The sequence below is a fragment of the Novosphingobium sp. TH158 genome (assembly GCF_002855555.1).
GTDB lineage: Bacteria > Pseudomonadota > Alphaproteobacteria > Sphingomonadales > Sphingomonadaceae > Novosphingobium.
On sequence record NZ_PKRT01000001.1, the window covers coordinates 349,078 to 372,109 of the forward strand.

The 23,032-nt window shown below is 63.7% G+C and carries 20 protein-coding genes; 14 read left to right on the forward strand and 6 right to left on the reverse strand.

Going from position 1 to position 23,032, the window contains the following annotated elements; genetic code table 11:
* Positions 1-104: 104 nt before the first annotated feature.
* From C0V78_RS01845 to C0V78_RS01865, 5 genes are all read right to left on the reverse strand, one after another.
* Positions 105-803 carry a pirin family protein gene (locus tag C0V78_RS01845; protein ID WP_101796172.1) on the reverse strand — a complete coding sequence of 233 codons (699 nt, stop codon included), beginning with the start codon at positions 801-803 and terminating at the stop codon, positions 105-107.
* Between the two features lie 71 nt (positions 804-874).
* Entirely contained in the window at positions 875-1,990 is a 1,116-nt protein-coding gene (gene zapE / locus C0V78_RS01850) for a cell division protein ZapE (protein WP_101796173.1), read from the reverse strand.
* A complete protein-coding gene (locus tag C0V78_RS01855; RefSeq protein ID WP_101796174.1) occupies positions 1,987-2,448 on the reverse strand; it encodes a PaaI family thioesterase in 462 nt (153 codons plus the stop codon). The genes zapE and C0V78_RS01855 overlap by 4 nt, the downstream gene beginning before the upstream one ends.
* Positions 2,449-2,451: 3 nt before the next feature.
* Entirely contained in the window at positions 2,452-3,234 is a 783-nt protein-coding gene (locus C0V78_RS01860) for a succinate dehydrogenase iron-sulfur subunit (protein ID WP_101796175.1), read from the reverse strand.
* Between the two features lie 104 nt (positions 3,235-3,338).
* The gene (locus C0V78_RS01865; RefSeq protein WP_101796176.1) at positions 3,339-6,602 is read right to left on the reverse strand and encodes an amidohydrolase family protein; all 3,264 of its coding nucleotides are present in this window, start codon (positions 6,600-6,602) and stop codon (positions 3,339-3,341) included.
* 133 nt (positions 6,603-6,735) lie between these two features.
* Between C0V78_RS01865 and C0V78_RS01870 the strand changes: the two genes are divergently transcribed.
* From C0V78_RS01870 to C0V78_RS01900, 7 genes are read left to right on the forward strand one after another with little or no spacing between them, the layout of a single operon-like run.
* On the forward strand, positions 6,736-7,479 hold the full coding sequence (locus C0V78_RS01870) for an SDR family NAD(P)-dependent oxidoreductase (RefSeq protein WP_254049783.1): 744 nt from the start codon (positions 6,736-6,738) through the stop codon (positions 7,477-7,479).
* A gap of 6 nt (positions 7,480-7,485) precedes the next feature.
* Positions 7,486-8,199: an SDR family NAD(P)-dependent oxidoreductase gene (locus C0V78_RS01875; protein WP_101796178.1), complete on the forward strand. Its 714-nt coding sequence runs from the start codon at positions 7,486-7,488 to the stop codon at positions 8,197-8,199.
* An 11-nt stretch (positions 8,200-8,210) separates the two neighbouring features.
* Positions 8,211-8,666, forward strand: coding sequence for a cupin domain-containing protein (locus C0V78_RS01880; RefSeq protein WP_101796179.1), 456 nt, complete (start codon positions 8,211-8,213; stop codon positions 8,664-8,666).
* Entirely contained in the window at positions 8,663-9,298 is a 636-nt protein-coding gene (locus C0V78_RS01885) for a glutathione S-transferase family protein (RefSeq protein ID WP_101796180.1), read from the forward strand. The genes C0V78_RS01880 and C0V78_RS01885 overlap by 4 nt, the downstream gene beginning before the upstream one ends.
* Before the next feature lie 23 nt (positions 9,299-9,321).
* A complete protein-coding gene (locus C0V78_RS01890; RefSeq protein WP_101796181.1) occupies positions 9,322-10,269 on the forward strand; it encodes an alpha/beta hydrolase in 948 nt (315 codons plus the stop codon).
* Complete coding sequence (locus tag C0V78_RS01895) at positions 10,266-10,772, forward strand: nuclear transport factor 2 family protein (protein WP_101796182.1); 507 nt, start codon at positions 10,266-10,268, stop codon at positions 10,770-10,772. The genes C0V78_RS01890 and C0V78_RS01895 overlap by 4 nt, the downstream gene beginning before the upstream one ends.
* 3 nt (positions 10,773-10,775) lie before the next feature.
* Positions 10,776-11,408, forward strand: coding sequence for a class I SAM-dependent methyltransferase (locus tag C0V78_RS01900; RefSeq protein WP_101796183.1), 633 nt, complete (start codon positions 10,776-10,778; stop codon positions 11,406-11,408).
* Between the two features lie 68 nt (positions 11,409-11,476).
* Here the strand turns inward: C0V78_RS01900 and C0V78_RS01905 are convergent, their stop codons facing one another.
* Positions 11,477-14,227: a ribonuclease E/G gene (locus C0V78_RS01905; RefSeq protein ID WP_101796184.1), complete on the reverse strand. Its 2,751-nt coding sequence runs from the start codon at positions 14,225-14,227 to the stop codon at positions 11,477-11,479.
* A 459-nt stretch (positions 14,228-14,686) separates the two neighbouring features.
* On the opposite strand from C0V78_RS01905, the gene C0V78_RS01910 reads away from it, so the two are divergent.
* From C0V78_RS01910 to C0V78_RS01940, 7 genes are all read left to right on the forward strand, one after another.
* Complete coding sequence (locus tag C0V78_RS01910) at positions 14,687-15,553, forward strand: N-acetylmuramoyl-L-alanine amidase (RefSeq protein WP_101796185.1); 867 nt, start codon at positions 14,687-14,689, stop codon at positions 15,551-15,553.
* Positions 15,554-15,600: 47 nt separating this feature from the next.
* Positions 15,601-18,120, forward strand: a complete 2,520-nt coding sequence (locus tag C0V78_RS01915) for a penicillin-binding protein 1A (protein WP_101796186.1) — start codon at positions 15,601-15,603, stop codon at positions 18,118-18,120.
* Between the two features lie 28 nt (positions 18,121-18,148).
* Positions 18,149-18,712: a peroxiredoxin gene (locus C0V78_RS01920; RefSeq protein WP_101796187.1), complete on the forward strand. Its 564-nt coding sequence runs from the start codon at positions 18,149-18,151 to the stop codon at positions 18,710-18,712.
* Between the two features lie 99 nt (positions 18,713-18,811).
* Positions 18,812-19,687, forward strand: coding sequence for a PEP-CTERM sorting domain-containing protein (locus tag C0V78_RS01925; protein WP_144039816.1), 876 nt, complete (start codon positions 18,812-18,814; stop codon positions 19,685-19,687).
* A gap of 79 nt (positions 19,688-19,766) precedes the next feature.
* Positions 19,767-20,894, forward strand: coding sequence for a peptide chain release factor 2 (gene prfB, locus C0V78_RS01930; protein ID WP_101796189.1), 1,128 nt, complete (start codon positions 19,767-19,769; stop codon positions 20,892-20,894).
* The gene (locus tag C0V78_RS01935; protein WP_101796190.1) at positions 20,891-21,610 is read left to right on the forward strand and encodes a class I SAM-dependent methyltransferase; all 720 of its coding nucleotides are present in this window, start codon (positions 20,891-20,893) and stop codon (positions 21,608-21,610) included. Before prfB ends, C0V78_RS01935 begins: the two co-directional genes overlap by 4 nt.
* A 13-nt stretch (positions 21,611-21,623) precedes the next feature.
* On the forward strand, positions 21,624-23,030 hold the full coding sequence (locus C0V78_RS01940; RefSeq protein WP_101798138.1) for a nitronate monooxygenase family protein: 1,407 nt from the start codon (positions 21,624-21,626) through the stop codon (positions 23,028-23,030).
* The last annotated feature ends 2 nt before the right edge of the window (positions 23,031-23,032 follow it).

The window sequence follows — 23,032 nt, forward strand, 5'->3', positions numbered from 1 at the left end:
ATCAGGCGTTAATCATCTAGCACCCCGGCCGAAACGCCGGGGTGTTTGCATTTTCGGCCGGGATTGGCTGAATTCGGGAAACTATTCTTAACGAGTGCCGCGTTTTAGGCCGCGTCGACCAGAACCAGTTCGGCATGGTCTATGGCTTCGACGGAAAGCGCCGTTTCCCCTGTAATTGCAATGCCATCGCGCGGGTTTGCTTCCATGCCGTTAACCTTGATGCGCCCGACCGGGGCAACAAGGTAAAGATGGCGACTTGGGTCGACATCAAGCTCGATGGTGTTTCCCGCAGCGACGGTTGCCGCGAGTACGCGGGCATTGGCGCGGATGGGAAGGGCATCGTCGGCTTCGGGATTGCCGCTGGCCAGGACCACCCACTTGCCCGCCCTGTCGCCACGCGGGAATTCGCGCTGGCCCCAGAACGGGTCACCGCCCCGACCATCGGGGATGATCCAGATCTGGAACAGCGTAGTCACTTCGTCCTCAAGATTGTATTCGGCGTGAACCACACCACTCCCGGCGCTCATCACCTGCACGTCGCCCGCACCGGTGCGGCCTTGGTTGCCCATCGAATCGCGATGGGTAATGGCGCCGGTGCGGACGAAGGTGACGATCTCCATGTCGTTGTGCGGGTGAGGGTCGAACCCCGTTCGCGGTGCGATCGTATCGTCGTTCCACACCCGGATGCTGCCCCAGCCCATGCGGGAGCGATCAAGGTATGACGCGAAGCTGAAGTGATGGCGCGCATCGAGCCAGCCGTGGTCGGCATGACCAAGGGTGTCGAACGGACGAATATCGATCATGGAATTTCCACCTCGGCGGGGAGTTGCCGCCGGCATGAAGGCCATATGGGACGCGGTGTCCCAAGTTCAAGTCACTCTTCGCCGTGGCCCTTCGCGAGATAGTCGGCGCTCTGCATTTCCATCAGGCGGCTGATCGTGCGGTCGAATTCGAACCGGCCGTCGCCGGCCTCATAAAGATCTTCGGGATCAGCGGCAGCCGTTGCCAGCAGCTTGACCTTGTATTCGTAAAGCGCGTCGATCAGCGTCACGAAGCGGGCGGCTTCGTTGCGGTTTTCCGGGCCCATCCTGGGTATTCCAACCAGGATGACGGTGTGGAACTTCTCGGCAATCGCCAGGTAATCGGGCGCACCGCGGGCTTCCGCACAAAGCCGCTTGAAGCTGAAAACGGCCACGCCCTTCAGCGTCTTCGGCACAAACAGCTTGCGGCCACCGCCAACGTCGATCTCGGCTGAGGGGACGTGATCGGCGTCTTCGGGGGAATAGTCCGTCAGGCGGTAGAAAGCCTCGCGGACCTGGGCCGTAGCTTCCTCGCCAAGCGGGGTATGCCAGGTAGGCATGCCGCCAAGCCGCTCCAGCCGGTAATCGACAGGCCCGTTCAGAGCCAGGACATCGAGTTCGCGCTCGATCAGGCTGATGAAGGGCAGGAAATGCTCGCGGTTCAGGCCGTCCTTGTAGAGCTCCGAAGGGGCACGATTGGATGTCGTGACCACCGTGACGCCCTCGTCGCGGATCAGCGCTGTGAACAGGCGGCTCATGATCATGGCGTCGGCGCTGTTGTTCACCACCATCTCGTCGAAGGCGAGGCAACGCATATCGCGGCCGAGTGCCGCCGCGACCGGGCCGATCGGATCGCCTTCCTCCTTTTTCCGCTCTTCGCGGAGGAGGGCGTGAACCTCGATCATGAAGGCGTGGAAGTGGACACGCCGCTTGCGACGGATCTGCAGGTTGTCGTGGAACAGATCCATCAGCATGGACTTGCCGCGTCCGACGCCGCCCCACAGGTACAGTCCGCGCGGGGCAGGGGGCTTCTTGCTGAAGATCTTGCCGAGGACGCCACGTGGGGCCGCCGTGGATTCCAACTCGCGCTGCAATTGGGCAAGCCGCTCGGCGGCGGCAGCCTGTTCCGGGTCCGCCCGCAGTTCCCCAGAGGCCACCAGCGCCTCGTAACGATCGAGCAGGTTGCTCATGACTTGCGGCTTGGCTTGCGGATTGTCGCGGTAAAGGAAGCGACGATATCGTCATCCTGCACGACCAGACCGCGCAGGAAACCCAGTCGGCCGGTTTCCTTGATCACTTCGACCACGGCATCCAGCGGCCTCGAACCATCACCGCCGCCGATGAACTGGGTCTGCATGTCCAGCGTCACCGAACCGGAGACGGGAACACCACAGACAAGATACATCGGCATGAACAGGGCAACGTCTATGAGGCCCAAAACGATCCCGCCATGGGTCCGGCCAGTCGAATTGAGATGCAGTTCAAGCTGGTTGAGACGAACGCGACATTCGCGCTCGCCCTCGCGTCGCACGAGAAGGGTTCCAAGTACGGCGCGGTTGTAGCGTTCGGCCTGGGCCAACTCATAGCGCAGCCAGCCCGGGTTGCCCGGGTCTGGTTCCAGCAGGAAAAGGCCGTCGTCCGAAGACACGTCTTAAACGTGCCGTTCGGCCTGCATCTTCTTGATTTCGGCAATCGCCCGCGCCGGCGAAAGACCCTTCGGGCAGACGTTGGCGCAGTTCATGATCGTATGGCAGCGATAGAGGCGGAAGGGATCTTCCAGCTCGTCAAGCCGCTCACCGGTCATTTCGTCACGGCTGTCAGCCAGCCAGCGATAGGCCTGCAGCAGGATCGCCGGGCCGAGGAACTTGTCCGAGTTCCACCAGTAGCTGGGGCACGAGGTGGAGCAGCAGGCGCACAGGATGCACTCATACAGGCCATCCAGCTTTTCGCGCTGTTCGGGCGACTGCAGGCGTTCCTTGCCCGAAGGCGTGGTCGAAACGGCCTGAAGCCAGGGACGTATCGAGGCGTACTGCGCGTAGAAGTGCGTGAAATCCGGAACCAGGTCCTTGATCACTTCCATGTGCGGCAGCGGGGTGATGCGGATATCGCCCTTCAGGTCCTCGATCGCGGTGGTGCAGGCGAGACCGTTGCGGCCGTTCATGTTCATCGCGCAGGAACCGCAGATGCCTTCGCGGCACGAACGGCGGAAGGTGAGAGTCGGGTCGATCTCGTTCTTGATCTTGATGATCGCGTCGAGAACCATCGGCCCGCACTTTTCGAGATCGATCTCGAACGTGTCGTAGCGCGGATTTTCGCCCGAATCGGGATCATAGCGATAGACGGTGAACTTCTTCACCTTTGCCGCGCCTTCGGCCTTGTGGACCTTGCCCTTGCCGCTGATCTTGCTTTTCGCGTCGAGGAAAAATTCGGCCATGAATCCGTGTCCGTCCTATGCTTCGCGGCCCCCTCTAGCAATTCGGCGCGAGGGGGCAAGAGGGAGGGGGCAGCGCCGGTGCGATTTGGCGGCTTTTACCGCAATCAATCGGTATCGGCAGCAAGCCCCCCGGCCGGGCCCGTTCCGCCGCCGCCCGTTTCGCCTTCCCACCAGTAAGCCGGGCGTTTCCTCGTTCCGGTCACCTCTTCGTTGAGCGTGGCCGCATCATAAAGCCTGCCACCGATCATCACCTTGGCAACCTTGTCCGAGTTGCGGATATCCTTGGTGGGATCGGCATCCAGCACGACAAGATCGGCCAGCTTCCCCGGCACGAGGCTGCCAATGTCGGCATCGAAGCCCAGCGAGCGGGCGCTTTCGATCGTGCCGGCACGCAGAGCCTCAACCGGCGTCATGCCGCCGCGCACGAAGGACCACAGCTCCCAGTGGGCGGCGATACCGGCTTCCTGGCCGTGTGCGCCGATGGAAACCGGTACGCCCAGGCGCGCCAACTTCGCCGCCTCGCGGGCGTTGTCGTCATCCGCATAGTCGCCTTCCGGGGCGATTTCGCGCCGTGCGCTGCTGGCGGCGAGGACTGATGCCGGCTGGTGCCTGGTCAGCAGCGGGTGCTTCAGCAGGTCGGTATGCGCGCGCCAGTAGGGATCGCCTGCCGGCCCTCCATAGGTGACAACCAGGGTCGGCGTGTAGCCCACTTTTGAGCGCGAGAAGAATTGCAGCACGTCCTGGTACATGATGTCCACGGGGACATTGTGTTCCAGCGTGGTGTTGCCATCGGCCACGAGCGTCATGTCCATGCCGAACAGCGATCCGCCTTCGGCCACCGAGCGCATGTTTTCGGCAATCGCGGCCTTCATCACCTGCTGGCGCTGTTCGCGGCGTGGCTGGTTGTAGTTCTTGATCGAGAACGCCCCTTGCGCCTTCAGGCGGCGGACATGGGCCAGCGCATCATCGTATGAGTTGATCTCGGCATAGACCTGCGGGCTCTTCGCGCCATAGACGATTTCGCCGGTGGAAAAGCTGCGCGGGCCGAGCACCAGCCCGGCGCGCTGCATTTCCAGCTGCGGATAGACCAGCGCCGCGCGGCTTGATGGATCGTGGCGGGTGGTGACGCCGAAGGCCAGGTTGGCAAGCTCCGACCAGTTCGACTGGAGCGTTATTTCGTCAACGCCATAGGGGCCGTGGGCGTGGGCATCGACAAGGCCGGGAATGATGGTCTTGCCGGTCGCGTCCACGGTGGGGGTGCCCGAAGGGATTGCCACCGAACCGCGCGGACCGACCGCCTTGATGCGATCGCCCTCGATCAGGATCGCGCCGTCCTCGATGATCCCGCCGTCCGTGCCGTTCATCGTGACGATACGTGCGCCGGTGATCGCGACTGCGCCTGCTGGCTTGCTGAGCGTGACCGGCATGGAAAGCGAAATGCCCGATGCAGGCGGCGAATACTTCGATGCGCGTGCACCGGGAGCATTGGCGAAGAAGCTGGCGCGGTCTGCGGTAAACAGCGTCGGGCCAAGCGACCAGTGCAGCTTGTTGCCGCCGGCGGACCAGTGAATCCAGTCGGCGCCGTCCCGGCTGGCCTTGGTCACCGGCAGGGGCGTTCCCGAAGGCGCGGCGGCAAGCGTCTGGGTGCCGGGAAGCATCGGCATGACGAAGGCCTGGTAGTTCTGGCGGAAAGCGAAGAACCTGCCGTCGGGCGAAACCGCATAATCGTTCACCAGTTCGCCTTCGGCATGGACGCGGCGCGCCTCGCCATTGAGGTCGGTGCTGACCAACCGTGTCTTATTGTTCTCGCTGACAACGGTGAAAACGCGGGTGCTGTCGGCGGCAAACTGCGGGTGGGCGCCATCACGCAGCACGCGCTCGGGGGTACCGCCGCTGGCCGAGACCTTGTAGATTCCCGGCTCGGTGGAATTGCGCGGCGAAACCAGTCCGCCGCCCTGCTGCTTTTCGAAGACGATGGTGCTGCCATCCGGCGAAAATGCCGGGCGGGCGTAATGGCCGGCCACCTTGGTGACTTTGACCGCGCCTGATCCATCGGGCGCAACGGTGCGGATTTCGCCCAGACCCGCATCCGTCCAGCGGACATAGGCCACCCGACGCCCGTCTGCCGACCAGGCCGGATAGGCTTCCATGGCTTCGTTCTCGGCGGTCAGGCGGCGTGCCGCACCGCCGCTCGCCGGCTTGATCCAGAGCTTTCCGAGGGTTTCGAACACGATCTGGCTGCCATCGGGTGAAACGGTCGCACCGCGCGGCATGGTGGTGTTGAAGCTTGCCGGCGCGACGGGGATGGCCGGGCGGGGCGGATCGATCACCGCCCGCGTATCAGCAACCCGGAACGGGATGTTGCTGGCCTTGCCCGAAGCCATGTCCAGCCGGTTCAGCTTGCCGCCGGCCCAGAAGACGATCGCCTTGCTGTCCGGCGTCCAGGCCATGTTCGGATAGACCCCGGTCACGGCCCAGGTTTCCTGCATGTCCTGGTCGAGTGCGTCATAGACCTTGCGGTCGCTGCCGGTGGCAAGATCGCGCACATATAGCTTCGAACGGGTGCGTTCGCGCCGGACATAGGCAATCTTGGTGCCGTCGGGCGAGGGCGTGGGCCGCACCGCGCCGCCTTCGCCGCCGATCATCCGGTCGGTCTCGCCTGTCTCAAGGTCATAGCGCTCGATGGCGAAGATCTCGTTGTTGGTATCCTGCGCATAGAGGAAGGTGCCACCCGGCGTGGTGTTGCGGGTGAAATAGATGTGCTTGCCATCGGGCGCGAAGATCGGTTCGCCCAGTTCCTTCTGGTGAGTCTCGTTCGGTCGTTTGACCAGCTGGACGCCCGCGCCGCCGGAAACGTGGAACAGCCAAACCTCGCCCGTGCCCAGCGAGCGCTGGGTGGTGAAGTGCTTCTTGGCGACGATGTACTGGCCATCGGGGCTCCAGCTTGCCTGGTTCATCAGGCGGAAGTTCTCCGTGGTCAGCTGGCGCTTGTCGGTGCCATCGGCGTTCATGATCCAGATGTTGTCGCCGCCGCCCCGGTCGGAGGTGAAGGCAATGCGCGTGCCATCGGGGGAGAAGCGGGGCTGGGTTTCATAGGCCAGCCCCTCGGCGATGCGGGTCGGCGTGCCGCCTTCGATGGGCATCACGTAGATATCGCCGAGCAGGTCAAAGGCGATTCGCTTGCCGTCGGGCGATACGTCGAGGTTCATCCAGGTGCCCTCGGTCGTATCGATCGCGACCGCGCGGGTCTTCATTCCGGGAGGGGCGTTGACGTCCCACTTTGCGGCGTCCTTGGCCGGTTCGGCAGCAAGGGCAGGCGTGGCAATGGCGAGGGCAAGAGTCGAAACTGCGGCAAGCGTGCGAAGCATTCTGGAAGTCCCCTTGAGAATGCCCGAATGTTTCGGCGGGTGTCCGCCAATGTCAACGCCCGTCCGATGAACGCATTGTGCAGCTTGCCGGATGACTTCGGCTGTGGTCCCTTGCCAGGAAAGGGAGATCGGCGTGAACGGCAGGACAGCAGTCATTACCGGTGGGGGCAGGGGATTTGGCAAGGCTTTCGGCCATGCTCTGGCGGCCGCGGGCTACCACGCAGTATTGATCGATATCGACGGAACCGAGGCAGAGGCTGCAGCAGCAGAAATCCGCGCCCTTGGCCATTCGGCCACTGGCTTTGCAGGCGACGTGACCGACGAGGCAGCGATGGCGCAGGCTATGGCGCAGGCTGCCGCGATCAACGGCGGGATTGATGTCCTGGTGAACAATGCCGGCCTCCATTCCGATGAATATGGCCAGCCGATCCTGAAGATGGGTCTGGCAAAGGTCCGCCGCCTCTTCGATGTCAACGTACTCGGCGTCGTCTGCTGCACGCTGGCCGCCCATCCCTGGATGAAGGGGCGGCATGGTGCCTCCGTGGTCAACATCTCCTCTTCGGCGGGGCATATGGGCGGATCGGCTTACGGAGACAGCAAGCTCGCCGTTGCCGGGCTGACCATCACTTTCGCGCGCGAACTGGCACCCGACAATATCCGGGTGAATGCCATCTCGCCCGGCCTGATCCTGACCGAGACCATCCGCAACGAATTGCCCGAGGCCACCAAGGCCCGGGTCAAGGCGATGCAGATGCTGGGCACGGATGGTGAGGAGAAGCACATCGTCGATGCGCTGGTGTTTCTCGTTTCCGAAAAGGCGGCTTTCATCACCGGCGAGACCTTGCGGGTGACGGGCGGCATGGCGGCGGGGGTCTGAGCGGTCTTGCGCGCCTGCGTCTTCGGTGCCTCGGGCGGGATCGGTGCGGCCCTGGTCGACCAGTTGGCCGCGCGCGAAGACGTGTCCCAGGTCTATGCCCTGTCCCGCAACCCGGTGGAGGCAAGGGGCAAGGTCGTGCCGCTGGCTTTCGACCTTTTGGAGGAAGCGACCATCGCCGCAGCTTCCGACCGCATGGGCAGCGAAGGCCCGGTCGACCTGTGCATCGTGGCCTCGGGCGTTCTGACCCTGCCTGACGGTGCGGGACCGGAGCGGAGCTGGTCGCGGATCGATGGCACCGCCATGGCGCAGGTCTTCGCGCTCAACACCATCGGCCCGGCGCTGATCGCCAAGCACGTGCTGCCGCTGCTGCCGCGCGGGCAGCGGGCGGTTTTTGCCGCCATCTCGGCCCGCGTGGGTTCCACTGGCGATAACCGTCTGGGCGGCTGGCATTCCTATCGCGCATCGAAGGCAGCGCTCAACATGCTGGTCCGCAACTTCGCCATCGAGCTTAGCCGCAGCCGGCCGCAGGCAATTGCCGTATCCTTGCACCCCGGCACGGTCGACACGGGGCTTTCGGCCCCCTTCCAGCGGGGCGTTCCCGATGGCAAGCTGTTCACGCCCGCGCAGTCCGCCGCCAGCCTGCTTGCGGTAATCGACGGACTGGCGAGCGAAGATAACGGTTCCTTCCTTGCCTGGGATGGGTCGCGGATCGAATTCTGAGAGAGGTTGCCATGCCAAAGGCCGATTTCAGTCCGGACAAGTGCCATTCCGGCCCAAGTTCCTACCCGCCGCCGCACGGTGCAAAGCTGGCAGGGCGCAAGACCTGGATCGTCACCCGCGAGTTCGGGCTGACGCAATATGGCGTCAACCGCGTCGAACTGCCGCCGGGCGCGTGGTCCGCCAACCGCCACTGGCATTCGCTCAACGATGAGACCGTGATCGTCATTTCGGGCGAACTGGTGCTGGTTACCGATCAGGGAGAGGAAGTGCTCCGAGCCGGTGATTGTGTCTGCTTCAAGGCCGGTGAAGCCAACGCACACCACCTGCAGAACCGGTCAGGCGAGCCGGCGGTCTATTTCGACATCGGCGGACGCGATCCGCGCGACCGCTCGGTTTTCCCGGACATCGGGCTTGAGGCCCGCACGAGGATGCAGATCGAATTCCGCGAGCTGAAGGGCGGGGGATGACGCTGCGGCTTTTCATGTTCCCCACGCTCAACGCCCACAAGGTGACAATCGCGCTGGAGGAGATGGCGCTGCCCTATGAGGTGGTGCCGGTCGATATCCTGAACGGGGAGCAGGACGACGAGGCATTCCGCGCGATCAACCCCAACGGGCGCATCCCGGCGCTTACCGATGGGCCGGTTCGCCTGTTCGAAAGCGCAGCCATCCTGCAATACCTTGGGCGCAAGACCGGGCAGTTCTATCCGCAGGATGAGGTCGCGCGGGCAGAGATCGATTCCTGGCTGTTCTGGCAGATGTCCGCGCTCGGGCCGAGTTCGGGCAACGTCAACTGGTTTGCCCGCGCTGCGGCCAAGGAAGGACGCGATCCGGCCGAAAACAGTCTGGCACTGCATCGCTTCCGCAAGGAAACCGCGCGCCTGTTCGATATCCTGGAGCGGCAGCTGGCAGGCCGCGATTACCTGTGCGGCGACTATTCGATTGCCGACATGGCCTGCTGGACCTGGATCGACAAATACCCCGGCAATGGCGGCGGACTTGCCAGTCGGCCGGGCCTTGCCGCATGGCATGGGCGGATAGCCGCGAGACCCGCGGTGCTGCGCGCGTTGCAGGTTGGGCTCGACAGGATCAAGACGTAAGACAAAGCGGAGAGGACAGAACCGTGACCGAACATTTCGTACGTCCAGACGTCCGGGCATTCCTGGACATGATGAAGGCCAATCCGCGCCCGCCGATGAGCGACGAGCTTGTCGCCATGATGCGGGCACTGCCGCCGGGTGCGATACCCTCGCTCGACGTCGAAGTGGGCGAACTGTCGACAATCCGCGATCTTGAAATGCCGGGGCCGGGCGGAAACCTGCCGCTGCGCCTGTTCGACGTCCGTGCGGAGCGCGAGGCAGGACCAGTGGTGGTCTATTACCACGGCGGTGGCTTCGCGGCTGGCAGCATCGACAGCCACGCGGCAGTCTGTGCCGACATGTCGCGCGCTCTGGACCTGCCGGTCGTCTCGGTCGAATACCGCCTCGCACCGGAAAACCCCTGGCCAGCGGCACCCGACGATGCCGAGGCGGCCGCGCGCTGGGTGGCGGAGAACGGCAAGGCCTTCGGTCGGGAGGCGGCAGCCCTGGTGCTTGCCGGCGACAGCGCAGGTGGCAACCTTGCGGCGGTTACGGCAATCGCGCTGCGCGACAGGCCGGCCGCCGTGCCGGTGCAGTTCCAGTTGCTGATCTATCCGGTAACGGACTCGCACCAGCGCCACCCGTCGCGGGATACCTTTGCCGAGGGCTTCTTCCTCAGCGGCAGTGACATGGCCTATTTCGACAAGGCCTATGCCGCCGACAATGCGCATTGGCGCGCGTCTCCCGCCCGTGGCGATCTGACCGGGTTGCCGCCCGCGCTGGTTGTCACGGCCGGGCTCGATCCCTTGCGCGATGAAGGTCGCGAATATGCTCGCCTGCTCGAAACGGCCGGGGTCGCCGTGCAATTGATGGAGGCGGATGGCACGATCCACGGCTTCTGCTCGTACCGGCAGCACATTCCGTCGGCCCGTGACGACTATTCGCAGGCGCTTGAACTGGCCAATGCCATGCTGGCGGAGGCCGCCGGGTGAGCCAGGACAGGATCGCCGCGCTCGAAGCCCGGATCCGCGAACTCGAAGACAAGGCGGCCATTGCCGCGCTGATCGATCGTTATGCCCAGTGCATCCGGATGCGCGACAAGCGCGGCTGCCAGGCATTGCTGTGCGACGATGCCTGGTTCGAACTGCGCCATGTCGATCGCCACGATCCCCGGCTCGATACGCTGATTACCCGGCTCGAAGGGTCGGCGGCGATGGTCGGCGGCTATGATACCGAGGCGGGAGCGGCCAATTCGGTCTGGCCGATGATTCATAGCGTTGACGTGACGATCGATGGAGACCGGGCCGAGGCGCTTTGCGTCATGGCCTCGGCCATCTGGCCTGTAGGGCAGCAATTCGTCGGAGAGTACCGCGACGAGCTTGTGCGAACCGAACAAGGCTGGCGCTTCAGGTCGCGCACTTACCGCATGATCGGCGAAGTCGGCGGCAAGTTCGCCACAGAGGCTCGCGAGGATTACGAAGCAGTGAAGGGATAAGCCATGACAAGGCGCGATAGCTGGTGGGAACGGGTTGTCGTGCCTCGCATTGTGCGTTGCGGCTGCGGCTCGGAACACATCATGGAACTGCGCCGCGAGGTGGTGCCGCTTGCCAGTGGCAGCGTTTTCGAACTCGGCTGCGGCGGCGGGCTTAACCAATCCTTCTACGACACAGGGAAGGTCACGGCATTTTCCGGTATCGATCCGTCATCGACGCTGCTCGATTTCGCGCGGCAGGAAGCGGCGAAGAAGGGGTGGCAGGCCGATATTCGCGAAGGCGTGGGAGAGGAAATCCCCTTTGCCGCCGCCAGTTTCGATACCGTTGTCTGCACTTACACGCTGTGCTCGGTAAACGATCCGGCCCGCGTGCTGGCGGAAGTGAAACGTGTGCTCAAGCCCGGCGGGCAATTGCTGTTCCTGGAACACGGGCGTTCACCGGACCCAGGCATTGCCCGTTGGCAGGAACGGATCGACCCGCTGTGGAGCAGGCTGTTCGGCAATTGCCATCTCAGCCGGCCGGTCGGCACGTCCATAGGCGGCGCCGGGTTATCCGTGGAGCCGATGGGCGAACAATACATGGACGGGCCGAGATTCGTCAGCTGGATGGAATGGGGCAGGGCGATCAGGCGTGACTGACCGGGCCTGAATCAAAACCCCCTCCCGTTGCGGGGAGGGGGCCTGATTATCCAACTCGGCTTTTCAGCTTATTCGCCGAAGGTGCGCTGCCACCAGCCGCGACGCTTGGGGCCGTTTTCTTCCTCGGCAGCTGTCTCAACAGCTGCGTCGGCAGAGGCTTCCGCAATCGCTTCGGCGGCCGGTTCGGCTTCAGGCGCGGGCTCGGCCATCGCTTCCGCTTCGGGAGCAGGCTCTGCCTTCTTCTTGCGAGTGCGCTTGGGCTTTTCCGCAACGACCGGTTCCTCGGCCGGGGCTTCTGCTGCCGGAGCGGTCTCAGCCTCGGGGGCAGGTTCGGCCTTTTTACGGCGCGTGCGCTTGGGCTTTTCTTCCGCAACGGGTTCTGCCGCAGGCGCTTCTTCGCTCGAAGCGGCCTCGGCAGCAGCTTCTGCCTCCGCAGTTACGTCGGCCTTCTTGCGACGGGTGCGCTTCTTGGGCGCAGGCTCTTCTGCAGGCGCTTCCTCGCTGGCTTCGGCTCCCGGTTCGGCAACATCACCCGCAACCTTAGGCTCTGCACCCTCTGCGCCGGCTTCGCTTTCACCGTCAGCGCCTTCGCCTTCGCCACGCCCACGACCGCCACGCCGGCGACGACCGCGACGGCGGCGCTTGCGAGGCGATTCACCGTCTTCGCCGGTTTCATCGCCGCCTTCAGCCTCGTCTCCGGCTTCTTCGCCTTCGTCGGCTTCGGCCTCTTCGCCATCGGCGCGATCGTCCTCGCGGTCACCGTCACGGCTGCGGCCCTTGCCGCCGCGACGACGGCGACGGCGCTTGCGTCCGCGGCCATCGCGGTCATCGCCGCGCTCTTCGCGATCTTCTTCCTCGTCCTCGCCGTCGTCGAAATCCTCTTCGACGATGTCATCGTCCTCGGGCTCGATGATCGGCTCGAAGCGCGGCAGGCTTGTCGGACGGGGGCCCGAAGAGGCGACGCGCATCTTGGCGCCTTCGTTCTCGCCTTCGGGGATCACCTGGACCTGGACGCCATAACGCTGTTCGATCTCGTGCAGGTCGGCGCGCTTGGTGTTGAGCAGGTAGATCGACGCTTCGGTCGACGCATACAGCGTGATGATCGTGCCCTTGCCCTTGGCCGCTTCGTCCTCGATCAGGCGAAGCGCGGCAAGACCGGCGCTCGATGCCGTGCGGACAAGGCCGGTTCCGTCGCAGTGCGGGCAGGAGCGCGTGGAGGCTTCGAGCACGCCGGTGCGCAGGCGCTGGCGGCTCATCTCCATAAGGCCGAAGCTGGAAATGCGGCCGACCTGAATCCGGGCGCGATCGTTCTTCAGCGCTTCCTTCATCGCCTTCTCGACCTTGCGGACGTTCGAGCCGTATTCCATGTCGATGAAGTCGATCACGACAAGGCCGGCCATGTCGCGCAGGCGCAGCTGGCGCGCGATCTCACGCGCAGCTTCCAGATTGGTGCTGAGCGCCGTTGCCTCGATGCCATGCTCCTTGGTGGAACGGCCCGAGTTGATGTCGATCGAAACCAGCGCCTCGGTCGGGTTGATCACCAGGTAGCCGCCGCTCTTGAGCTGGACGACCGGTTCGAACATCGCGGTCAGCTGGTCTTCCGCGCCATAGCGCTGGAACAGCGGCACCGGGTCCGAATAGGCCTTCACCCGCTTGGCGTGGCTGGGCATCAGGAGCTTCATGAAATCGCGCGCGGCGCGATAGCCCTGTTCGCCTTCGACGACGACTTCCTCGATTTCCTTGTTATAGATATCGCGGATGGCGCGCTTGATGAGGTCGCTGTCGGAGTGGATCGGCGCCGGGGCGCTGGACTTCAGCGTGGTTTCGCGGATCTCGTCCCACAGGCGGGCGAGATAGTCGAAATCGCGCTTGATCTCGGTCTTGGTGCGCTGAAGGCCGGCCGTACGCACGATGCAGCCCATCGACTTGGGCAGGTCGAGCTCGGCGATGATGCCTTTCAGCCGCTTGCGGTCAGCCGCAGAGCTGATCTTGCGGCTGATGCCGCCACCGTGGCTGGAATTGGGCATGAGCACGCAATAACGGCCGGCAAGGCTGAGATAGGTGGTCAGCGCCGCGCCCTTGTTGCCGCGTTCTTCCTTCACCACCTGGACGAGCAGGACCTGGCGGCGCTGGATGACGTCCTGGATCTTGTAGCGGCGACGCAGCGCCATGCGCTTGGCGCGCAGTTCGTCAGCTTCCTTGGCGTGACCGCGATTGCCGCCGCCCTGGCGACGACGACCGCGACGACCACGGCGATCCTCGCCACCTTCGCCTTCACCTTCGCTTTCACCGGCTTCGTCTGCTTCTTCGCCTTCGTGGTCGAAGCCGTTCTCGACGTGGCCATCCTCGATGGTAGCGACTTCGTCCTTTTCGGCGGTGTCGACTTCCATCACCCCGCTGAACTCGTCGTCGTGGTGATGATCGTGCGTGGTGCCGGCCAGTTCGTCGGCCAGGGTTTCGCCCAGCTCGTCATCGCCGACGAAGTCTTCCTCACCTTCGGCCTTGGCGCGCAGGGCGGCCTCTTCCTCGGCATGAGCAGCTTCTTCGGCGAGCAGCCGTTCGCGATCCTCCTTGGGGATCTGGTAGTAATCCGGGTGGATTTCGCTGAAGGCCAGGAATCCGTGCCGGTTTCCGCCGAAATCGACGAAAGCGGCCTGCAGCGATGGTTCTACGCGTGTAACCTTGGCGAGGTAGATGTTGCCCTTGATCTGCTTGTGTTCGGCAGATTCAAAGTCGAACTCCTCAATCCTGTTCCCTTTCAGCACCGCCACCCGGGTCTCTTCCTGGTGGCGCGCATCGATCAGCATGCGCGTTGTCATTATGAATTCTCCATGCGCGCCGACGCACTTCCATCGGGAGAAGGGCGGCGCGACCATATGCAAACACGCCAGGACCAGCGCGGCGGGACGATCCCTCCGTCACGGAACTGGCGATGTGGGTGAAACCGCGCTGCCGGATGGCGAGAGCGGCGCGGCCAGATGGCCGTGTTGCGACTGCAGGAGAGACAAGGCGCGGCGATTTCTGGCGCGCATCGCAAAGCGATTCCAGCACCGTCAGCGCAGCCCGCGCCGGAAGGCGCAGGGCTTGGCAGGACGGTGAAAGGCTTGTCATTCCGGCATCAACCTGTTCGAATCCGGCGCTCTTTCGGCCCGGCTTGGCGGAGCATCCGTGCTCCGGCCCTCGCGTGCTAGCACCGCTGGCGCTGGCCCGCAAGGATTGAGGATGAATAGCAGGCCAGAGATTGCCGCAAGCCTAACAAGCGCTTAACGCATTGCCTTATGACGCGTCGCCTGCAGATCGCCCTGCTCGTGCTTGTCCCGGTGGCAGTGCTGGTGCTGCTTTTCTGGGTGGACAGGACGTTCGGTTTTGCCGGGCGCGGGCGCGACTATGTGATCCGGCTGGAACTGCCGCCGCCTGCCGGGGAAGTCGGCCTGCCGAAGATCGAAGGGCCGCTGGATCCGAGTCGTCCGCTGGTGGTGATCGATGCCGGTCATGGCGGTTTCGATCCGGGTGCGGGGAGCGGGCCGACCAAGGAAAAGGAAATCACCCTGGCGCTCGCCCGCCGCTTGCGCGACGAGCTGCTGAAAGGCGGCGGTGTGCGCGTGGCCCTGACCCGGGCGGACGACAGGTTCCTGGTGCTGGAGGAGCGGGCGGGCATTGCCCGGCGCCTGAAGGCCGATCTGTTCATCTCGATCCATGCAGACGCAGCGCCCAACGAGGAAGCCCGTGGCGGCACCGTCTATGTCCTGTCGGAAAAGGGTTCCAGCCAGACGGCCGCAGCGCTTGCCGAGAAGGAGAACCGCGTCAACGTGGTCAACGGCGTCGCGCTGTCCGACCAGAGCGATGATGTTGCGAACATTCTCGTCGATCTCGCGCAGCGCGAGACGGTCGCCCAGTCCGAAGACTTCGCAGCGCTAATCCTGCGCGAGGGCAGGGGGCTGCTCCATTTCAGGGACAGCGCCATCCAGTCTGCCGCCTTTATCGTGCTGAAATCGGCGGATCTGCCGTCGGTCCTGTTCGAGGCCGGCTATATTACGTCGCCCGAGGATGCGGCCTGGCTCGCCTCGCGCGATGGGCAGGCGTCTTTCGCCACGGCCACGGCCAATGCCATCCGGGTCTATTTCGCTCGGCATCGTCCGGGTTGAAGCAAAGGCACTGGCAAGAGGATAAACCGCCATGCTAGGAGCCGGCCATGGTCGATGAAACCGCCCCTGAATCCACCCGCCTGCGCATCCGCCGCGAGGCCAGCGGTGCCGTGGAGTGGTTCCGTTCGCACTGGAACACCAGCCGCCGCTTCCGCCTGGGTGGCTATGCCGTTGGCGGGCTTGTCGCGCTTTATGCCGTGTTGTGGGCAACGATCCTGCGCGGACTGCCCTCGGCAGACAGCCTGCTGACCTACCAGCCGCCCCTGCCGACAATGGTGCGCGGCGTGAATGGCGAGATCGTCTATTCCTATGCCCGCGAACGGCGTGTGCAGTTGCGCTTCGTCGATTTTCCGAAGCCGGTGATCAACGCCTTCCTTTCCGCCGAGGACAAGACCTTCTGGACACACGGCGGCGTCGACTACACCGGACTTGCCGGCGCAGTGGTGGACTATGTCACCAAGATCGGTTCCGGCGAACGCGCAAAGGGCGGTTCGACCATTACCCAGCAGGTGGCCAAGAACATCCTGATCGGCGACGAATATTCGATCGGTCGCAAATTCAAGGAAATGGTGCTCGCCGGACGCATCGAATCGGTGCTCAACAAGCAGCAGATCCTTGAGCTGTATCTCAACGAGATTCCGCTCGGCCGGCAGAGCTTCGGTGTCGAAGCGGCCAGCCTTGCCTATTTCGGCAAGGATGTTGACCAGCTGTCGCTAAGCGAGGCCGCTTTTCTTGCCATCCTGCCGAAGGCGCCGGAACGCTATGGCCGCGCCAAATATGCCCAGCAGGCGATCGAGCGGCGTAACTGGGTGCTCGACCAGATGGTCAGCAACGGTTGGGCCACCCGGGCCGAGGCTGACGCCGCCAAGGCGCAGCCGCTCGGCATTATCCCGCGCCGGGTGGACAGCTATGATCCGTCGAATGGCTACTTTGTCGAGGAAGTGCGCCGCCGGCTCGTCGAGAAATATGGCGAAAATGCCGACAAGGGGCCCAACAGCGTTTATGCGGGCGGCCTCTGGGTGCGGACCTCGCTCGATCCCGAACTGCAGAAGGCGACAGAGCAGGCGCTGCGCGCGGCCCTGCTGCGCTATCACGGCGGCCAAGGCTGGAAGGGCCCGATCGACCATATCGACATCACCGAAGACAAGTGGCTGGGCGCTTTCGTGGCGGCCAACCATTCCATCCGCTACGAGGACTGGAAGATCGGCATTGTCATCAGCCGGGATGGCCCGCGGGCGACCATCGGCTTTGCTGACGGATCGACCGCGCCGCTGACCGGGCTTCCCGCAGCGATCAAGGCGGGCGATGTTACCGCTGCGTCGCCTGCGGGCAATGCCTGGACCGTGCGCGCCATTCCCGAGGTTTCGGGCGGCATGCTGTTCCAGGATGCCAGTTCCGGCCGTGTCCTTGCCATGCAGGGCGGTTTCGACCCGGGCCTGGGCGACTTCAACCGCGCCACGCAGGCACAGCGCCAGCCGGGCTCGACAATCAAGCCCTTTGTCTATGGCACCGGCCTCGACTTCGGCATGACCCCGGCAACCATGGTGCCCGACCAGTCCTTCTGCGTCTATCAGGGCGCGAAGTATGGCCAGAAGTGCTTCCGAAACTTCGGCGGCGCGGGCGGCTCGGGCGTTCACACCATGCGCTGGGGCCTTGAGCAGTCGCGCAACCTGATGACCGTGCACATCGCCAACGATACCGGCATGGACCGCGTCGCCAAGACAATCGAACGCGTCGGCATCGGAAAGTACGAACCCTATCTGGCTTTCGCACTGGGGGCTGGTGACACCACCGTGGCGCAGATGGTGAATGCCTATTCGGCGCTGGCCAACAACGGGGTGCAGTTCACCCAGTCGTTGATCGATTATGTCCAGGACCGCAATGGCAAGGTGATCTGGCGCGGCGACAACCGTCGTTGCGACAAGTGCAACATGGCCGAGTGGGACGGCAAGCCGATGCCCCGCTTCGCCCCGCGCGGCAAGGAAGTGATGGACCCGCGCACCGCCTTCCAGGTGGTCCACATGCTTGAAGGCGTGGTGACGCGCGGTACGGCGGTCGTGCTCAGCGATCTTGGCGTGCCGCTGTTCGGCAAGACCGGCACCAGTTCCGGGCCGACGAACGTCTGGTTTGTCGGTGGCAACCAGGACATCGTGGGCGGCGTCTATCTGGGCTTCGACCAGCCGCGATCGCTGGGTGGCTATGCCCAGGGCGGCACTATGGCCGCTCCGATCTTCAAGCAGGTTGTGCAGGCAACCAAGCCGCGCTGGAGCAAGCTGCCCTTTGTTGCACCGCGTGGCATCCACATGGTCAAGATCGACCGCATCGGCGGCAAGCAGGTGTTCGGCGGTGCGGCCAGCAACGAAGGCAAGTCACCGGTCATCTGGGAGGCCTTCAAGGCCGAGGCGGAGCTTCGCGAAGCCAGCCGAGAGGACAAATTGAAGGAACAGCGCGATGCCCTCGTCGCGGCTGTCAGGCGCGCGCGCAAGGCCGATGAACCGGCGGCGGAGGCTGCGCCGAAGCAGGAAGCGGGCGGAGACTTTGTCGAGCAGCAGGGCGGGGTTTACTGATCGCGGCAAGCGGAGCATAAATCCGCTTATGGAACGTCGCCGCTTCACCCGCTTCGCCCCGCTGGCTGCGCTTGCCGCCATGCTTGTTTCCACCGGTGCCCGGGCCCAGCTTTCGGTCGGTGCGAAAGCCCCGGACTTTACCGCGAAGGGCGCGCTGGCCGGCAAGGAGATCAGCTTCAGCCTGTCAAAGCACCTGAAGAAGGGCCCGGTTGTCGTCTATTTCTATCCCAAGGCCTTCACGCAGGGCTGCACGCTTGAGGCGCGGGCATTTGCCGAGGCAAGCGGTGACTTCGCCAAGGCAGGCGCAACCGTCATCGGGATGTCGAATGACGATGTGCCAACCTTGCAGCGCTTCTCCAAGGAAGAATGCCGCGACAAGTTCGCCGTTGCCGCTGCAACCCCGCAGGTTGTCTCTGCCTATGATGTGGCACTCAAGCGCGATGGCAATGCCACTGCCTTCACCTCTCGCACGTCTTATGTGGTCGGCAAGGACGGGCGCATCGTGTTCGTCCATTCCAACATGGACTGGCGCGATCACGTGAAGCTCACGCTTGAAGCGGTGCGCAAGCTGAAGGCGGGCAAGAAGGTCTGATCGCGGTTTTGCGCCAAATCGGGACAGGCCTGCAAGTTAACATCCGTTTACCCTGAAACGTGCTTTTCTTCAATCAGTTACGACTGATTGGAGATCAACATGTCACGGGTAGCAATGTTCGCCGCAACGGTGTTCGCGATTTCATCGGCTGGTGCCGTGGCTCAGACCGCTCCGATTTCGCGGACGATTGACCTGACCTATACCGGGGTTGTTTCCAGCACGGCCGCGGACACGATCCTCGTCCGCCAGCCCGACGGAACCTTGGCGACCTACAAGGGGCCGCTTCCGGATTACCCCTACAAGGCGGGCGATCCTGTCACGATCAGCTTCAAGGCGACGGTACCTACCCAGGCCTATTATGATTCTGCCGCTTACCAGGGACAGAAAGCGGCCGACGGGATCTATCGCATCACCGTCAGCTCGCCCTACTACAATGGCGGCACGGCGCCCGGAGGAGTTGGCAATTCCTCGATTGCCGACGCAACCGGGCCGATCGACCCGGCGCTGAACCTCGGTCAACCAACCAACACGCGAATGACTATCGTCTACGACTACAACAAGGATGCCTATTACATAGACGGCAGCGGCGACTTCAATTCGGGTGCTTACGGCGGCGTCATGGGGTTGATCTATAACGCGCTGACCGCGGCCTACGAGGTTTGCAACACCGAGACGACCTGCCGCACCAGCGCATCGAGCGATCCGGTCTTGTTCCGGCTTTCGCAGAATGACGATGGCACGATGACAACCGGCAACGTCCGCATAATGTCCACCGATCCCGCCAGCGGCACCGGAACCGGCGTGTTCAGCCTGCTGTTTTCGGGCTCGTGGAACCTGCCGAGCTTTAATGGCGGGGCGGTGCAGGTGCCCGAACCGGGTATGCTCGGCATGTTCGGCCTGGCCAGCATGGCGCTCGTATGGCGCCGCCGCCGGGCCCGGCAGGGTGAGGCAAGGGCCAAAGATCAGGCTTCCTGAGCGGCAGGGGTTTTGCAGGCCTTTACTTTGCGGCCAATCCGGCTAACCGGCTCTCTCCTGTAACTGGAGAGTTTTTCCCATGCGTGCCGAAGGGCAGGCCCATATTGACCGGATCGAGGCCGCACTGGCACTCGTGCGCAAGTTCCTCGACTGGGAGCGCGCGCTGCGGCGCCTCGACGAACTGAACGCGCGCGTGGAAGATCCCAAGCTCTGGGATAATCCCAAGGAAGCCGAAGCCGTGATGAAGGAACGGCGCCGGCTGGAAGCAGCAATCGGTACGGTCAAAACCATCTCCAAGGAGATGGCCGACGCGATCGAGTACGTCGAGCTGGGTGAAATGGAAGGCGATGAAGCCACCATCGACGAAGGCGTTGCCGCGCTTGCGGCGCTGGCCGACAAGGCCGATGCCGACAAGGTCCAGGCTCTCCTCGCCGGTGAGGCAGACGGCAACGATACCTATATCGAAATCCATGCCGGTGCAGGCGGAACCGAAAGCCAGGACTGGGCCGAAATGCTGCTGCGCATGTACAGCCGCTGGGCCGACAAGCGCGGTTTCAAGACCGACGTGATCGAATACCAGGCGGGCGAACAGGCAGGCATCAAATCGGCCACCATCCTCGTCAAGGGCGAGAATGCCTATGGCTATGCCAAGACGGAAAGCGGTGTTCATCGCCTCGTCCGGATCAGCCCCTATGACAGTTCGGCGCGGCGCCACACGTCGTTCAGTTCCGTCTGGGTCTATCCGGTGATCGATGATTCCTTCAACATCGAGATCAACCCGGCAGACCTGAAGATCGACACCTATCGTGCGTCCGGTGCGGGCGGGCAGCACGTCAACACGACCGACTCGGCCGTTCGCATGACCCACGTGCCCAGCGGCATCATCGTCGCCAGCCAGGTCGATCGCAGCCAGCACAAGAACCGCGAAATCTGCTTGGGCATGCTTAAGGCGCGCCTCTACGAAGAGGAAATGCGCAAGCGTGAGGAAGCGGCCAATGCCGAGCATGCGGCGAAAACCGACATCGGCTGGGGCCACCAGATCCGGTCCTACGTTTTGCAGCCGTACCAGATGGTCAAGGACCTGCGGACCGGCGTGACCAGCCCCACGCCGTCGGACGTTCTCGATGGCGATCTCGACCAGTTCATGGCCGCTGCCCTCTCGCAGCGCGTCACCGGCGAGAAGGTTGAGGTGGAGGACGTCGATTGAGGCGCCTTGCCGCCCTTTCCCTTGCAATATGCGGGCTTGCGGCCTGTTCGCCGCAGGGTGCCGAGCAGCCAAAATTCCCCAAGCCCGACCGGCCGGTGTCGGACACCGGTGCCACCGAGTTTTCGACCGAGGTCAAGCGCGACGAACTGGGCGAGGCCAAGGCGGTGATGGACCTGGCGAAGATCGGCCAGGGGAATACCGTGGCCGATATCGGCGCGGGTGAGGGCTATTATACCGTTCGTCTTGCCGAGCGTGTCGGTGCCAAGGGCAGGGTTCTTGCCGTGGATATCGATCAGGGTGCGATCCAGCGCCTTGGCCAGCGCGTCGAACGCGAACGGCTGGACAACGTTTCGATCAAGCAGGGCCTGCCGGAAGACCCCCGGTTGCCGCAGAATTCGTTCGACCGGGTGTTCATGGTCCACATGTACCACGAGGTGCAGGATCCCTATGCCTTCCTTTGGCACATGCGTTCCGGGCTGCGCCAGGGCGGGCAGGTGATCGTCGTCGATGTCGATCGTCCGACCGACAAGCACGGCATCCCTCCGGCGCTGCTGTTCTGCGAAATGGGCGCGGTGGGCTTTCGCTTGGTGCAATTTGTCCGTAAACCCGAGTTGACTGGCTATTACGCGCAGTTTGAGGCAACGGGGCCGCGTCCCGAGCCCGCCGCAATCAAACCGTGCAAGCTGGGCGCAGACGGCACTGCCGTGCAGCGCTGAAGAAGGAAAGATGATGAGTTTCAAGGGTCTCCAGCCGATTGTCTATGGTGGGCGTGAGGTTTGGCCGCTGGTGGAGGGCGGCAAGGGCGTTTCGGCAACCAATCATGCCAGTTCGGGTGCCTGGGCTGCTGCGGGCGGCATCGGCACGGTGAGCGCGGTCAATGCCGACAGCTACGATCCCGAAGGCAAGATCATTCCGCAGATCTACCACGCACTGACCCGCAAGGAGCGGCACCAGGAACTGATCCGCTATGGCATTGACGGTGCCGTTGAACAGGTGAAGCGCGCGCACGACATTGCCGGCGGCAAAGGTGCGATCAACATCAATATCCTCTGGGAAATGGGCGGCGCGCAACAGATACTCGAAGGCATTCTCGAGCGTACGCGCGGACTTGTCACAGGCGTTACCTGCGGTGCAGGCATGCCCTACAAGCTCGCCGAAATCGCGGCCCGCTTCAACGTCAGCTACCTGCCCATCGTCAGTTCCGGCCGCGCCTTCCGCCTGTTGTGGAAGCGCGCCTACCACAAGGTCAGCGAACTGCTCGGCGCGGTGGTTTATGAAGATCCGTGGCTTGCCGGGGGCCATAACGGCCTGTCGAACGCCGAAGACCCGCGCAAGCCCGAAGATCCCTATCCGCGCGTCAAGGCGCTGCGCGAAACGATGCGGGCCGAAGGCGTGCCGGAATCGGTGCCGATCGTCATGGCTGGCGGTGTCTGGTACTTGCGCGACTGGAACGACTGGATCGGCAATCCCGAACTGGGTTCCATCGCCTTCCAGTACGGCACGCGTCCGCTGCTGACGCAGGAAAGCCCCATTCCGCAGGCGTGGAAGGATGCGTTGCGCGAACTGGAACCGGGCGACGTGCTTCTGCACCGCTTCTCGCCGACGGGATTCTATTCCTCGGCGGTCCGCAATCCCTTCCTGCGCAATCTCGAGGCGCGCAGCGAACGGCAGGTGCCCTATTCGAAGGTCGCCGCCGGCGAACACACTGTGCAGCTTGACGTCGGGGTGAAGGGCAAGAACTTCTGGGTAGCCCCCGCCGATCTCGACCGGGCTCACGCCTGGTACGGCGCCGGCTTCACCGAAGGCCTGCGCACGCCGGACGACACCATTGTCTTCGTCACGCCGGCGGAGCGCGAGGAGATCAAGAAGGATCAGTCCGATTGCATGGGCTGTCTTTCGCACTGCGGTTTCTCATCGTGGAAGGACCACGACGATTACACCACCGGTCGCCTGGCCGATCCGCGCAGCTTCTGCATACAGAAGACGCTTCAGGACATCGCCCACGGCGGTCCGGTAGAACAGAACCTGATGTTTGCCGGCCATGCCGCCTACAAGTTCAAGCAGGACCCGTTCTATTCGAACAACTTCACGCCAACCGTGAAGCAGCTTGTCGATCGCATCCTGACCGGAGACTGACG

What these genes read in the sequence shown, in the direction of transcription:
- C0V78_RS01845 (WP_101796172.1), bottom strand. Translation starts at nt 803, where the DNA reads ATGATCGATATTCGTCCGTTCGACACCCTTGGTCATGCCGACCACGGC.
- zapE (WP_101796173.1), bottom strand. Translation starts at nt 1,990, where the DNA reads ATGAGCAACCTGCTCGATCGTTACGAGGCGCTGGTGGCCTCTGGGGAA.
- C0V78_RS01860 (WP_101796175.1), bottom strand. Translation starts at nt 3,234, where the DNA reads ATGGCCGAATTTTTCCTCGACGCGAAAAGCAAGATCAGCGGCAAGGGC.
- C0V78_RS01865 (WP_101796176.1), bottom strand. Translation starts at nt 6,602, where the DNA reads ATGCTTCGCACGCTTGCCGCAGTTTCGACTCTTGCCCTCGCCATTGCC.
- C0V78_RS01880 (WP_101796179.1), top strand. Translation starts at nt 8,211, where the DNA reads ATGCCAAAGGCCGATTTCAGTCCGGACAAGTGCCATTCCGGCCCAAGT.
- C0V78_RS01885 (WP_101796180.1), top strand. Translation starts at nt 8,663, where the DNA reads ATGACGCTGCGGCTTTTCATGTTCCCCACGCTCAACGCCCACAAGGTG.
- C0V78_RS01900 (WP_101796183.1), top strand. Translation starts at nt 10,776, where the DNA reads ATGACAAGGCGCGATAGCTGGTGGGAACGGGTTGTCGTGCCTCGCATT.
- C0V78_RS01905 (WP_101796184.1), bottom strand. Translation starts at nt 14,227, where the DNA reads ATGACAACGCGCATGCTGATCGATGCGCGCCACCAGGAAGAGACCCGG.
- C0V78_RS01910 (WP_101796185.1), top strand. Translation starts at nt 14,687, where the DNA reads ATGACGCGTCGCCTGCAGATCGCCCTGCTCGTGCTTGTCCCGGTGGCA.
- C0V78_RS01915 (WP_101796186.1), top strand. Translation starts at nt 15,601, where the DNA reads ATGGTCGATGAAACCGCCCCTGAATCCACCCGCCTGCGCATCCGCCGC.
- C0V78_RS01920 (WP_101796187.1), top strand. Translation starts at nt 18,149, where the DNA reads ATGGAACGTCGCCGCTTCACCCGCTTCGCCCCGCTGGCTGCGCTTGCC.
- C0V78_RS01925 (WP_144039816.1), top strand. Translation starts at nt 18,812, where the DNA reads ATGTCACGGGTAGCAATGTTCGCCGCAACGGTGTTCGCGATTTCATCG.
- prfB (WP_101796189.1), top strand. Translation starts at nt 19,767, where the DNA reads ATGCGTGCCGAAGGGCAGGCCCATATTGACCGGATCGAGGCCGCACTG.
- C0V78_RS01940 (WP_101798138.1), top strand. Translation starts at nt 21,624, where the DNA reads ATGAGTTTCAAGGGTCTCCAGCCGATTGTCTATGGTGGGCGTGAGGTT.